Raw genomic sequence first — 13,945 nt, 5'->3', positions numbered from 1 at the left:
AATAGGCTCCATAATATCCATAGGGGATTTACCCACTACAAATATTATAGAGCCTATTTTTCTAAAACACTTCCTCCCTATCCAAATTTGGATAGGGATTTTCATTATTTAAAATTCGAGTAAGAATTTCAATGCTAGACTTTAAGTGGAATAGCTCAGTCTTCCGATATTCGTTTTCATTGTTATTCTCTATGTTGCTACAATGGCGCTTAATATGCCATAAAGTTTTTTGAATATTATTTTCTTTTAAATTTTTCATAGTTTTATCATAATAAAGAAAAATAAAAAGATAAGCTAAGAATCTAAAATGATTAAAAAACAACCTGAACTGAACAAAATATTGTATGTACTTTATAAACTTCACATCCTAATCATATTTCTAATTTGTTCAGAAGTATTCACAAGGTATTCAATTTTAATGTTTATGTGAGAAATAGCCAGTCTTTATAGTAGATATAGGAGTATTTCCATGAGTAATTTATATGTACTAGAGTTTGTTTACTGAACATTTTTCAAAGTTCTATTTGAGCTGTAGAGTTAATTTGACTGAATTTAATCAAGATGATAAAAAAAATTAAGTTCTAGTAGTAACAGAGAAACAATATGGAAGAGGAAAGAAATACCCCAAAATTAGATTTTTAGCATCTAATTTTGGGGATATCTTCTTATGAGATTAATTTATGAGTGTAAAGTAAATTATTTCCTGGAAAGCTTCATAAAGTATTCGATAGTAAAAGGACACTCTTAATTTAAAAAATCCACATATTAAGATTTCCTATTTTTGCGAATTTTATCGATATTTTTATAACTTTCAAATGGGTATGGTAGAGGAAGCATGACTACCCTAAATTCGAAGTATTCATCTGATAAAAACGTATTACACTTTGAACACTTACGATCTACAGTATAAAATTCATTAATATATTTAAAAATTTTTGTTTCATCTAATTCGGGTTGACTTTTGATTAATTCATAATGTCCACAGTTACATGCTGAGAAAATAGTTACAAATGGGGAATAGCCACAATCCGGACAAGCGATTCCTCGTAATCCATTCAAATTTGCATTCATCGGATGTCCACATTCAAGGCAAGGTTTCGCTCCTGCAAATATACTTTTCCAAAACTCTTTTTTATAAGTTTGTCTCCAATCATGAAAAATATTTTTTATCGCTTTACTACAACCTTCTTCAATTTTTATCAACTGAAAGTTTTCAACTTCTTTTTTTACATAACCATAATCAACTTTTTTATGTCTAGATAATAATTTAAACTTATCAAATGCTGTATCTTTAACAAGATATTTTCCAATTATTGTTTCGATAGTGTCTTTTGTAACGTAACCACGTGTTCTTCTAGCTTGTTCAAACTCTTTTAATAATTTTTCATAAATTTCATTTATTATTCTTTCTTTGTGATCCTTTAAGCCATATGCAAGTCTCAAATACCTAGAAAAAACAGCTGTTACATCTTTGTTATCTTTAAGCAATGGTCTGCTATCAATGCATAACATATCAATAAATGCAGAATATTTATTTAAATTAAAATCGTTTAGCAGTTCCTGCTTTACATCATTTTTTTTCTGAAAAACTTCATTCGGATCATTTAAAATTTGTCTATAAGCATCAAGCCTTTGTTTAAAATTTTTCCCATCAATTTTAAATTCTGAAAAAGTTGCTATTACAAAATAATTTTCTTTATGATGTGATTTCTTATAACTTTCTAAAAAGTGATCCATAATTTGATAAAAGGAACGGTTCGTAAGACTAGCTGTTTTTAATTGAATAAAAATCTTATTTTTAGGGTTTACAATACATAAATCGTCATCTGTTTCGCACTGAATAGAAAAATCCTCAATACAAATATTAAAATTAAACATATCCTTATCATACAGTTGCTCTACTGCGTATATACTAGCGAGAGAATCTTGATTTGCAATCATAGAATTAATCTGTCCTCCCTGCTTTTGCGGTGAAAAGTAATCCCCCATAAATAGTTCCAACCTTTATACAAATTTATTTAACTCCATTATAACATAATATTCATTATATTATAAAACATTAAAATATTTCCCCTTAACAAAAGTATCTATGTATAATCTATTTTTGTCTTACCAGTATCAAGAAGAGCAAGTCAAATCCCCTCTAATCTTTGACGTACATTAATAATTAAACAAATTACAAGGCTAATACTGGCAAGTAAATCAATTAGTTAAATTACTGATTTGGCTGGGTATAAACACTTTGCTGAGAATCGGCTATCTCAGCTGCAACTAATTATGCTCCAAGTATTTTAAGTAAAAAATAGATGAGAAACAATAAAAAAGCATTCATAAATTTTTATGAAATGCTTTTCTAGTTATCAAAAATTGACCAATCAATAGGAGGGGGAGATATGCTTAATAGTTCGTCATTTTCGTGTTGATTATCTTTATGAAAGACAGAATTCAACTGATTAATAAAAAAAATGCCTTTATTAAGTTCAACCATTTTTACATAACTTGCAATGCCATACAAATGCGATATATATTGCTCAGATGTTCCTCTAAAATCAATTTTTTGTAGATGTTCCTCTAATCCAAACTTTTTAAGAAAATAAATTTCTTTTCTTAAATTTCTAGTGACAGACCTAGGAACGGATAATTTTTCATTTACAATAATACCTGTTATTCTTTTTCGATCTCCAGGTTTAAGAAATACAGTTTTTTCATTATTTAATGAAAATTGGTACTGTACAATTATTTCCTCAATTACATTTTTCAACCAAAAGATTTTGCTACTTCCTGAAACAGTTATATCGTCAGCGTATCTAGTATATGAAATCTGATGTTTTTGGCATAGCTTAAATATTCTCTTATCCATATTTCTACAAACTAAATTAGCCAAATATGGACTAGTTGGTGCCCCTTGTGGTAACTTGTTTTGATATGTACAAATATTTGCTAACGCAGTAGCAATGTTTTTCTCATATCCAAATTCAAAAAAGATATTTCTAATTTCATAAAAGGTGATACTTGGGAAAAAATCTTTAATATCCATCTTTAGGACATATTTCTTCTTTAAGTGGGGAGCAGCATTTGAAATAATTGATTTATTCGGCATAAATCCTGTAGCACAAGGTTCAGGTTGTACTTTATACAGGATATTATCTAATATCCACCTTTGAATTTCTTTTAAAGCAATTGGTGGAACATTTAATATCCTAATCCCTCCACTTCTCTTAGGGATTGAAATTTGTTTATACAAGTGTTCATTACAATATAAGACTTTGTAAAAATATTTTTTCTTGACACCAATGCTTTCTCTTAGTTCTTCTATACTATTAAAAACAGGAACATCAAGTGTTGGTTTTTTTAATTGACTCACATTACCCTCTCATATCTAAGTTACTACAACTAACATACCCTTAATTAAATTGTACTGAAAGGCACCTTGCCTAAAATAGTTGTATCTCTATCAAATTTTAATAGAGCTTTTCGGTGCAATTTAATTAAGTATTTTCTTGTAGGACAAGCATAAGCTACGGACCCTCGTAAAGCGATGCTGTCCTAGAGATAATTTTCTTTGAAAATTATCTCTCGTTAATTAATTCACAAATTAATTAACGACTGATTATTGCAAACATTTTTTCTTAGATTAGCGACTCGCTAATCAGACACTCTAACTTAAATTTTTAAAAGTGGGATATCTTTTTGTTTAGCTATACTCTCGTATTCATTTCGTATTTGATTGAACTTCACTTTATCGAGAGAGTTAGATTTTAACAATTCAATTCCACCATTTGAAAGTTGGTATTTTTGATTAGTAAGTTCAATAAGATTCTCATCTTGACATTCCTGTATTATAGCGTCAGTATAACATATAATATTAGAAAGTTCAACTTCAACAATTGATGACAACTTTAAATTATTTTTAATATATAAAAGCACAATGATTTTCGATTGAATATTTTTGGGTATCTTTCTATATGTAATAAACCATAGTAACTTTTTCCGCTCTTCGACCCACTCGCTCATGCCTCTATAGCTTCCCCCTGATTTTTTATTTCTTGGGAATAGTGCACGCCAACCTCCATCGTCTACTCTGTCGTTCCAGAACATTTCAAGTGTATTATTGGGAGTATTCTTGTATGTTGTCAGTACTGATTCAGTATTATCATATCCTAAAGGACTATCAAAATTTTTAAAATTTTTTATCTGAATTCTATTTTCAGGATTTTCGCTAAAAAATTTATCAGATTTTTCATAGGAACTTATTATATATCTAATTTCATTTTGATTCAAAAAATTTTTTATTCTAGTTTCGGCTCTTGCTGTAAGATGTATAAAATAGATTACAATGATTAAATCATTATTAACATATTTTCTTATCATCTTTATAAACCTTTTAACAGTATTACCCGAACCTGCATAATCATCAAATAAAATTAAGTATTTTTTTTTCGACAATCTTTCTTCCCACTCTGCCTTCAACCTTTTACTTTCTTTGTTATAGAATTCATCATTATAGTGGCTAAAATCTTGGTTAGCCTCAGATAAAAAATTTTTTCTGCCAAATTCTAAGGCAGCTACATCATAGAAGTTATAATAAATGGAATTTGGAAGGCTATTTATATCTAAGTATAAATTCAACATTGCATTCGAGCTATTATGCTTATAGGTCTGACTATTTAAAATACTCGCAAAGTGACAATCATTTAATTCTAATTGCCTCTCTGTCAGCTGGTTTATTAAGTTTTGGTGGAAATCACGCAGTACCAATTTGATTTCTTTTTCTGTATAGTATCTATACGTATTTGATATGCAGTTTGCGACAATCTGTTTTACTGATTCGTCATCAATTTGTGATAAAAATTGTCCTAGATGACGCCTAAATCCTTGTAAATATTTTTCATCACTAGGAGGGGAAATATAATTTCGCTGATAAAAATTAGAAATTAGATTTTCAAATTCAGTATTTGTATTCATTCAAACCCCCATTCAACATTCAAAGTAATATCTTCAATTTTCTTTTGATAACTTGCTAACATATCGACATAGTTTAGTGTTGCTATTACCAACTCTTTTTTTAAAGTCCACTCTTGGTCTTCTTGATTTATTCTCGCTTCTAAAAGTTTGGCAGGATAATGTAGCATGTTATATTCGGCTAGTGTCATAGCGACGCAATCATCTAACAATCTATACGCCTCTAAGCCATACTGATTTCCATATTCATCAAGTACAAATTGAAAATAGTTTTCAAAACAATAGTCAAAAAATTTTTGAATAGTCTTGGATAAGTTTTTTAAAGTATTATCTTCAAAAAGAAAATATTTCATATACTGTTCCCAAATATTAGTATTTTCTGACTGTGTTGACATATCCGCTAGAATCAAAAATCTGTTGGTAGTATCCGAAATGATTTTCTCAAATTCCTCAGTTGAGAATAGTTCTTCCAATATTTTTTTATCAGTAATGTACAATACGTTATTTTTAATAATAAATTTTGAAAATGGAATGAAATCTTTAAAAATAGAAATTATTTTACATTTATATTCCGGAGATAGTAAGGCATCTGTAAATACATTAATCCAAAATTCGTTATAAAATAAAGTATCAAAATATTCCATCCCTTTCCTGTTTGCTCCCCAAACTAATTCAGAATATGAGATCCCCATATTCTCAGAAATTAACTTTGCAATCTCATCAGTAATTTTCCCCTTATAATTTACAATTCTACTCATTATTTCAGTGGACGTTTTTTTTGAAAAACCATAGTAGGGTTCATCTATTGTTTGGTTCTCGTCGATAATTCGTTGATTATCCTTAGAATATAAAAATTCATATAAATATATCCCATTCTTCTCTTTGAATGTTCTAATTTTATGAGTAATTCTTACAATTATACAGTACTTGGTCCTGTCGAAAGTGGTGCTATTAACCATTTTTCCTCCGTAATTGTATAGACAAAAATAAATAACAGTTAATTTCTATACAACATTTTAAATCAATTATAGCATTTTTATATTATTTTTTAAAAAAGTTGTACTGATTTCTAAACTGAAACATTAAAATACCATATGGTTCCATACAATGTTTTTATATGAGATACTTATTCCGTAGAAAATTTCTACAGAATTTTTTATTTTACAGTCCTATCTGATGCGCATCAAATAGACGGATTGAAACAAATATGACGATATGATGATAACGTTCATATCTTGCATAAAATTGTTTTACCGTTTGTTTGGTGTGCCTTTTACCATATTTCGTTACTCAATTTATGCTCATATATGTTTCTTTCAACCTATTCCATTGGGCTGTTAGAAGAGAGGCATGTATGTCTAAAGTGGAACAACGTCGTAGTCGTAAACTTATTGAAGCTGTTGAAAATAATAACTGGGGAACAGTAACACGCTTATTAGCACAGCCATTTAATAACCTCGAACGTAAAGAACGTTATTATGGAGTAATAAGTCTCAATCTAACTATTTCGAATGAGGGAAGAAAGACAGAAATCTTGAATTTATATCCAGATAATACATATAATCCAATTGAACTATTGCTTATCAAAGAACGTAATGAACTTCTTATGGATGCACTATCTAAACTCTCAAAAGATGATCTCTACATCTTATTGGAAATGACACTCAATGGGACTTCTGCGTTACAATTGACAAAAGAAACTTCTTTCAAAAGTCATAAAACTATAATAAAGCATTATGAGAAATCTTTGGAGTTTTTAAAGGAGGAATTAGGGAAATATTTTTAAGAAAAAAGTAAGCAGGAATTACCAATTTCCTGCTTTTTTCTCCTTAATTATAGGGGGTAAGAGATTTTGGTGCATACAAAGTCTAGCTCAGGACTATAAAGGAGCATACTATTGCAAATCACTAAACTAACGAAAGAAAAAGGTAAATTACATGAAAACACGTAACCGTAAGAATGGCTACTCAGCTAATACTGCTAAACAATATGTTGATCAAAAACAAGCGATTCATTGCTTGAGTACTGAATTTGAAGCGCAAATTAAGTTTGAAGATGGTCAACCAACAGGCGAAATTATCGGTCATAAGGCCTGGTTTTCTCAGAAAGGGTTGCCACCATTCCAGGTTAAATTCGAATCTGAAGTTTCTCTTCCGTCTTATCTCGCAATTGTTGATTTTGATAATCTTGAGGCCTGCGAAATCGGCTACAATGTCTATTTCCGTGCAAATGGTATCAAAGAGGTCAAATAATGACTATTAAAGAACTTGCTCAATATTTGCTCCAAGCCCTGAACATGGGACTTGGGAGCATCATGCAAGGGGAGACTAGCTACACTAATAGTTTTGACATTAAAATTCTGCAAGATGGTTTTATGTTTATACCAAGACTACCATCTGGTTACATTATCGATGATGATCTTTATCAGAAGATTTTTCTAATCGCTAATGCAGCTCTATTTCCAAGATACACGGTTCTCAAACAGAACTCTGCTTACTTTCTTGCCCTTGAAACTGATGATATCCATGTTCAAAGAGGTTTATTTTTCCCTTGGAAAGAAGGAATTTCTGAGAGGCTTATAATTTCGGATTTGGATCAGTTTGCTTTGAAAGAAGAAAAACATATTATTCCGATCATGAAAAATTTAACTCTGGATTTTAATAAAGTAACTTCTGTAGCTATCGCAGGAAATAGTGGGTCTGGAAAATCTTATGCTTTGACCTATTTTTTAAGCTTGCTGAAAAATTTCTCGGATTTAATCATTGTCGATCCCAAATTCGATACCCCTTCACGGTGGGCTCGAGAAAATGGTATTGCAGTTATCCATCCTCAGCGAAATCGTTCAAAGTCAGATTTTGTATCAGAGATAAATGAGAATCTTAGCTCATGTTTGAATCTTATCCAAGAACGTCAAGAAATTCTCTATGATAATCCAGATCAAGAGTTTAAACATTTAACTATTGTCATAGACGAAGTTCTAGCGTTATCGGAAGGTGTCAATAAAACGATAAAAGAATCTTTCTTTTCCCTCTTGTCCCAAGTTGCACTTCTTGGACGTGCGACCAGAGTGCATCTTTTATTAGTTAGTCAGCGTTTTGACCACAATACAATCCCTATTTCTGTTCGTGAGCAATTAAACGTACTAATCCAGATTGGAAATATCAATAAGAAGACAACACAATTTTTGTTTCCAGACCTTGATCCAGAAGGTATTGTCATACCAATCGGAAAGGGTACAGGATTGATTCAAATCATTGATAATGAGCATCCTTATCAAGTTTTACCTCTGCTATGTCCAACTTTTTACACTAAGAAAGGTATTTTATGAATGACAAAAAGAATTTCTTTCAGAGAACGTTTAATATTACAGTGACGCTACTTATGTTTGGCTTGTTTTTCCTTTGCTTGACAATTGGTCTTAGATTGCTACAGGATTTGATGGCAAATGCTCAAAGTACATATTTATCTCATCTGTTTGAGGTGATAAAGCAATGGGCTAGTAAAGGTGAGTACTATACAAAAACTCTAGCAATTTTATTACCGTTAATAGCATTATTTCTAATCATAATTGAGTTGATTTTACGTGCTATTTATGACAAACCAGCTAATTACTTTAGATCCGCTTATCAAACGCTTCGACTTATTCAGTTTTTGAGACAAGACGAGAATTCTCAACTAGCATTTTCAATTGATAACTCTTCTACTGTGACAAGGTTCAATCCTATTTTAAGAAAATTCAATAGAGCAACATCTAAGTGCGTTGTTGATGTAAGGAAAGATTCTGTGACGATTTTGATTAAGTATCCGAAAACCCAGCAGTCTCAGAAATTACTAAGAGAAATGGAAAACTATATCAAAGAAGAAATTTCTAGTCGCAATCCAGAATATTATTTTTCTGCACCAAACCGGCGAGGTAATAAGCTTTGGTTTAAATCTACAAAAAGATAATAAATTGGCAGTGCTTGGTTCACGTAGTGAAGACCAGAAGTACTGCCTTGTCATGAAATCTAATTGGCAGATACACTGGGGCTACTACGACCCCCAGTGTATCAGTAATCAATAATCACATGAATTGCAAACAATTTGAAAATGCTATTTGAAAGGAGGTATTCATGGCCAAAGATAAACGTTCGAATAAGTGGGCATTCCTGATTTATCAAGAAAGCGCGCCGGAAAATTATTTAGATGTTCTTGAAGAAATGCATATTCCATTTGTCTTGAGTCCTTGGCATGATAAGGATGTTAATAAAGAAACTGGAGAATTTAAAAAAGCACATAAGCACGGGGTCCTATTTTTCGAATCACTTAAAAGCTATACGCAGGTCTCAGAGCTTCTAACTGAAAGGCTCAATACTCCTTCTCACGTGGAAGTAGTCATGTCACCAAAGGGGATGTATGATTATTTCATACACGCAGAGAATCCTGACAAAACACTTTACAATATGGATGAGATTGAATCAGGTTGTGGTTTTGAATTGGAGCAATTTCTAATCACTAACAATAACGATCAATTTCTTTCAACTGTGATTGATATTATCGAAGAACACAACTTTACTGAGTTTAACAATCTTGTTAGATATGCACGAGTTGAGAATCCGTCACTTTTGAATCTCATTATTGATAAGACTTATTTTTTCGCAAAATATCTGGATTCACGTAGACACTCAAATCATAAAAAGGAGAGTGAAGAATGACGAATAATGAACTTATAAAATTGAATCAGATCGAACAGATTTTGAATTGTTTGCTTGCTTTGATGCAGAAACAAGAAAATACTCAAAAGAATGCAAGTATACTTACTCAGAAAGAGCTACTCTCGATACTTAAGATTTCACCAAACACCTTGAAGTCTTGGGAGAAGACAGGGCTTAAGCGTCTAGAACCACCAATTGAGGGAACGAGAACTGTTTACTACAAAATGGAGGATGTGCTGAACTATTTAACTCCTTAATTTTAAAAATGTGCTAAAATAGTAATATCACATAGAATAATGTGAGGTTGTTATTTTAGCCTTTTATATATCCGAACGTGAAAGGCTACTATGCATAAAGAAACTATCATTCACAACAATCGAAAAGTCATTAAAACTACCAAGAGTAACGGGTCTATTAGCTATACACAACGTGGTGTATATATTGGTATAGATGTTAAGACCGGAAAAAAATTACATCATCTATAACTGCAAAAACTCTGAAAAGTCTTGATAGGAAAATCATTCAAGCTCGGATTGAATTTGAAGCTAAGGGTTCAACTCTAAAAGAGACCTTGTTGATTAATAACTTTGAGGAGTTAGCTGAAGCCTGGTTTGTCAGTTTTGTAACTTGGGTCACTTCTCAGAATACGATCAATCGAGTTCGAAGTTATCTTGATACCTATATCATCCCGAAGCTTGGAGAATATAGACCTGAAGAGATAAAATCTGCAGATATTCAGATTTGGGTTAATAAATTAGCTCAACAATCTAAAAAGTCTGTTGAATCGGGTGTTAAAAAGTCCAAAAAGGGACACGCAAAAGATTTCGGTGCAGTTATCTATAAGCTCAGTGATATTTTTGATTATGGGATTACAAATTTTGAACTTTCTCATAATCCAGCTCGTACAGTAAAAATCCCTCCAAAACCGAAGGTGGTAAAGGAGAGAATCATGGTTTTGCATGGAGAGGACTTGGCTACTTGGCTGAACTATCTTGATACTCTTCCTGATACTCGAGCAAATCGAAGATTTAAGGTCATCTGCGACACACTACTGGCTTCTGCGCTTCGAATCAATGAACTTCTTGCTTTATCTATTCATGATCTCGATTTTGATTCCAATGAAATCATCGTCAACAAAACACTGATGTGGAAAGCTGGAAATAAGAAACTTGGGATTAAGGGTGAGATTGTTTGTAAGAACAGTGCCAAAACTGATTCTGGTAACAGAAGAGTTGCAGTCCCGAGACAAGTCTTAGAGGACTTGAAAGCTTTTCATGCTGAGATGAGTGATTATTTTGCGAGTCACGATTTACCAACTGTGGACCTAATTTTCCCGACAATTTACGGGAACTATATGTGTGATAGAAATGAACGTGCAACGCTTAAAAAGCGTTTGACAGAGTTGGGACTACCAAACTATGGTTTTCACCTTTTCCGTCATACACACGCTTCTTTGATGCTGAATGCTGGTGCAAACTGGAAAGAACTTCAGATAAGAATGGGCCATAAGTCGATTAAAACGACGATGGATACCTATGCTGAATTGGCACCGAAAAAGAAGGCAGAAGCAGTTGAAATCTATCTCAAAGAAATTGCAAAATTGACGGCTTAGCAAAATGACTACATTTATGACTACATTTTCTATAGAACAAACTAAAAACGTTGATATCACGGCGTTTAAAGGGTGCTAAAATAACATTCACAACCTTTACAGAGGTTAAGTAAGCACACCTAACTCAAAACGCCTTACTGGGCGTTTTTTGCTTTATTAGTTAGCAATCTATAGCTTTTCAGGAGAGATTTATGGCGTTTTATCTTTGGATGTTTCCTCTACTTTTTATCTTTCACGATATGGAAGAAATTATCGGTCTTGTCCCTTGGATCCATCTCAACGAAACCTTGCTGACCCAAAAGGCTCCAACTATTCTCAAGATCCACAAAGAAATGACAACCGAGGGACTTACCCTTGCTGTTTTTGAGGAGTTTATTCTCGTCTTATCCATCACTTTATTAGCGTATTTTACTCAATCTAGAGCGTTCGAATTAGTTTGGTTAGGAGGATTTGTGGCCTTTGCACTTCATCTCTTACTCCATATTGGACAATCAATTCTTCTCCGCAAGTATATCCCTGCTCTGATTACTTCTACCATTTGTTTTCCTATCAGTGCTTATTTGATTACAGGCATCGTGCATTTATGGCGAGTTTCGGCTAGCGAATTTTTCCTATTTTCACTGGTCGGTTCAGGCATCGTCGTCATCAATCTCCTTTTTGCTCTCTGGCTTGGGAAAAAATATTCCACCTGGCTTGTCCATAACCATTAACAAAAGTTCCTTGCAATTTCATTTCGCAGGGAATTTTTTTATCCTCCTTCACAGTTAAGAAGTGTTCTATAGTTTTTTAAGACAAAGCAAAAAGCCCACTGTTGTAGGCTTTCTGTAAGATATTTCTTAAAATTAAAGCATTTTGTTATCTTGCAGTGATTAGGTACAGAAAAACAGGCCTAAGCCTGCTCTAAATCTAACTTGATTTTCTCCAAAACTATTAAATTCAAATAAGTTGAGAAAACATAAAGGGTAACAAAAAAGGACTTAAAATGATGAGTTCAGCAGGCAAGGAACTAGCACGGTCAAACGTGCTTTTTTTATTACCTAATAATACTATCATACCACATCTGGAATACACACTCAATTATTAGCAATCCTTCTCGGTTTGCAGTATAATGATGGAAAGGTGGGTTGATACCCACGGTTCACCAAAAAGACTGGTTTGGCGAGTTTATGGAGGAGGGATTTATATGGATAGATCAAAAAAGACATGGGAAATTGATGGATATTTATGGTTACATTGCCCTGTTTGCGGAACTGAAGTTATGGACTATGATATCTGTGACGTCTGTCGTTGGCAAAATACAGGTATTATAAATATAGACGGTGGTCCGAATAAGATGACTCTAGCTGAAGCCAAAGAAGCTTACGCAAGGAGAAAAATCGTAAAAATTCGAGAATTTGATACAGTGTTGTTAAAAAACGGTCAAACGGCGACAATTGTCGAAAAGTTAAGTGAAGATACTTTTATTGCTGATATAGGCGATTCACCCAAAGACTGGGATACCATAACAATTATAATCAATGATATTGAAAAAGTAGTTTATAGAAATAGCTAATATATTTGTATAGTGTTGGGAGTAACCTTAAATGAATAAGACTGGAAAAGAGAATTTAATCATTATTAACGGTAGCGAATATGTCCATTGTCCAGTATGTGGTACTGTTACAGCAGTGTATGATATCTGTGACGTCTGTCAGTGGCAAAATACAGGAGAAACTAATATAGATGGTGGCCCTAATAAAATGACACTTGCAGAAGCCAAAGAAGCTTACGCAAAAGGGACTCCAATAATATAACAGACTATAGTACCACGAAAGGAGAGACTGATGGAACTTAGAAAATTTAATAACAAGGTTGTCAGAATCACCGATATTGATGGCCAGATATTTAAAGGTGTAGCTCTTTACGAAGACAAAGATGTCTATGATGAAGAACTTGATGGATTATCCGTTAATTCTGGAACCAGATGGATTAAACTCTTTGAAAATGAAATCAAGGAAATTGAAATTACTGATAAAATCAACCAGTCAAAAAGCCCTAGATTCGTTTCTAAGGGCTTTTAATTAGGTCTAAGATATGTTTTGCTTATACACCACTAAAACACCAGCACGATAGCTTTTAGCAAAGTCTAGCAGTATCTCAGCCTTGAGGCGCTCATATTCAGTCTTATCGATGTCCAGCACCTCGTATAACTGAAATAGCTTCAACCTTTCTATAGATCGTCTTGTAAAGAGATTGGCGAATATCTCACGTCCTACATCATACAATTACTTATATCCAAGTCTAAGTCTAGTCTCTGAATTGCTTTTTCAAAATTTTTAATACTTTTTGTTTCTTTTCTACTTCATCAGTGGTCAAGCCACTACTCCTTTATGGTATAATTAGTTTAAAGAGAAGTGAGGTAGAAATGATAGTGTCGCTACACAACTTCATAGTATGAGATGACGGGACAGGCACACCGTCCACTACTCTCGAGCGCTTAGATTATTCTAAGTGCTTTTTACATTTTCTCGGTGTTCGCTCTTGGTTCAAGTCCATTCTCCATACTATTTGGTAAGGAATTAGGAGACATTTTTATCTCTCCTATCTCCTTGTCATTATGTAAGCAATTAAGGCAAGTTATTGCTCAATGTCATTAAGTTAAGAAATTCAAATACAATTCTGTATTTGGGTTTCTTTT

Annotated in this window: 13 protein-coding genes and 2 pseudogenes; 11 read left to right on the top strand and 4 right to left on the bottom strand. The window is 32.6% G+C overall.

Annotation, left to right across the window (positions count from 1 at the left end; genetic code table 11):
• Window positions 1-765: 765 nt before the first annotated feature.
• The 4 genes from RWM06_RS08220 to RWM06_RS08205 form a co-directional block, all read right to left on the bottom strand.
• Window positions 766-1,989 carry a hypothetical protein gene (locus RWM06_RS08220; RefSeq protein WP_313970777.1) on the bottom strand — a complete coding sequence of 408 codons (1,224 nt, stop codon included), beginning with the start codon at window positions 1,987-1,989 and terminating at the stop codon, window positions 766-768.
• Between the two features lie 364 nt (window positions 1,990-2,353).
• Complete coding sequence (locus tag RWM06_RS08215; RefSeq protein WP_313970776.1) at window positions 2,354-3,364, bottom strand: retron St85 family RNA-directed DNA polymerase; 1,011 nt, start codon at window positions 3,362-3,364, stop codon at window positions 2,354-2,356.
• 299 nt (window positions 3,365-3,663) lie between these two features.
• Complete coding sequence (locus tag RWM06_RS08210; protein ID WP_313970775.1) at window positions 3,664-4,965, bottom strand: hypothetical protein; 1,302 nt, start codon at window positions 4,963-4,965, stop codon at window positions 3,664-3,666.
• The gene (locus tag RWM06_RS08205; RefSeq protein ID WP_313970774.1) at window positions 4,962-5,921 is read right to left on the bottom strand and encodes a hypothetical protein; all 960 of its coding nucleotides are present in this window, start codon (window positions 5,919-5,921) and stop codon (window positions 4,962-4,964) included. The genes RWM06_RS08210 and RWM06_RS08205 overlap by 4 nt, the downstream gene beginning before the upstream one ends.
• Before the next feature lie 395 nt (window positions 5,922-6,316).
• Between RWM06_RS08205 and RWM06_RS08200 the strand changes: the two genes are divergently transcribed.
• The 11 genes and pseudogenes from RWM06_RS08200 (at window position 6,317) to RWM06_RS08150 (ending at window position 13,328) form a co-directional block, all read left to right on the top strand.
• The gene (locus RWM06_RS08200) at window positions 6,317-6,748 is read left to right on the top strand and encodes a sigma-70 family RNA polymerase sigma factor (protein ID WP_313970773.1); all 432 of its coding nucleotides are present in this window, start codon (window positions 6,317-6,319) and stop codon (window positions 6,746-6,748) included.
• A 151-nt stretch (window positions 6,749-6,899) separates the two neighbouring features.
• Complete coding sequence (locus RWM06_RS08195; protein ID WP_313970772.1) at window positions 6,900-7,214, top strand: hypothetical protein; 315 nt, start codon at window positions 6,900-6,902, stop codon at window positions 7,212-7,214.
• On the top strand, window positions 7,214-8,290 hold the full coding sequence (locus RWM06_RS08190; RefSeq protein ID WP_313970771.1) for an ATP-binding cassette domain-containing protein: 1,077 nt from the start codon (window positions 7,214-7,216) through the stop codon (window positions 8,288-8,290). Before RWM06_RS08195 ends, RWM06_RS08190 begins: the two co-directional genes overlap by 1 nt.
• Window positions 8,287-8,910: a hypothetical protein gene (locus tag RWM06_RS08185; protein ID WP_313970770.1), complete on the top strand. Its 624-nt coding sequence runs from the start codon at window positions 8,287-8,289 to the stop codon at window positions 8,908-8,910. Before RWM06_RS08190 ends, RWM06_RS08185 begins: the two co-directional genes overlap by 4 nt.
• A gap of 164 nt (window positions 8,911-9,074) precedes the next feature.
• Window positions 9,075-9,656: a replication protein gene (locus tag RWM06_RS08180; RefSeq protein ID WP_313970769.1), complete on the top strand. Its 582-nt coding sequence runs from the start codon at window positions 9,075-9,077 to the stop codon at window positions 9,654-9,656.
• Window positions 9,653-9,913: a MerR family transcriptional regulator gene (locus RWM06_RS08175; RefSeq protein ID WP_313970768.1), complete on the top strand. Its 261-nt coding sequence runs from the start codon at window positions 9,653-9,655 to the stop codon at window positions 9,911-9,913. Before RWM06_RS08180 ends, RWM06_RS08175 begins: the two co-directional genes overlap by 4 nt.
• Before the next feature lie 90 nt (window positions 9,914-10,003).
• A pseudogene (locus RWM06_RS08170) lies at window positions 10,004-11,268 on the top strand (tyrosine-type recombinase/integrase).
• A gap of 191 nt (window positions 11,269-11,459) precedes the next feature.
• The gene (locus RWM06_RS08165; RefSeq protein ID WP_313970767.1) at window positions 11,460-11,978 is read left to right on the top strand and encodes an HXXEE domain-containing protein; all 519 of its coding nucleotides are present in this window, start codon (window positions 11,460-11,462) and stop codon (window positions 11,976-11,978) included.
• A gap of 473 nt (window positions 11,979-12,451) precedes the next feature.
• Window positions 12,452-12,637 (top strand): annotated as a pseudogene (locus RWM06_RS08160) (CPCC family cysteine-rich protein); the annotation flags it as partial.
• A 214-nt stretch (window positions 12,638-12,851) separates the two neighbouring features.
• Window positions 12,852-13,061: a CPCC family cysteine-rich protein gene (locus RWM06_RS08155; RefSeq protein ID WP_313970766.1), complete on the top strand. Its 210-nt coding sequence runs from the start codon at window positions 12,852-12,854 to the stop codon at window positions 13,059-13,061.
• A gap of 30 nt (window positions 13,062-13,091) precedes the next feature.
• Window positions 13,092-13,328: a hypothetical protein gene (locus RWM06_RS08150; RefSeq protein ID WP_313970765.1), complete on the top strand. Its 237-nt coding sequence runs from the start codon at window positions 13,092-13,094 to the stop codon at window positions 13,326-13,328.
• Window positions 13,329-13,945 lie beyond the last annotated feature (617 nt).

Origin of the sequence: uncultured Streptococcus sp., from assembly GCF_963516575.1 — a bacterium.
GTDB lineage: Bacteria > Bacillota > Bacilli > Lactobacillales > Streptococcaceae > Streptococcus.
Note: the sequence above shows the minus strand (reverse complement) of the source record. Positions and strands in the feature narration are given on the sequence as shown.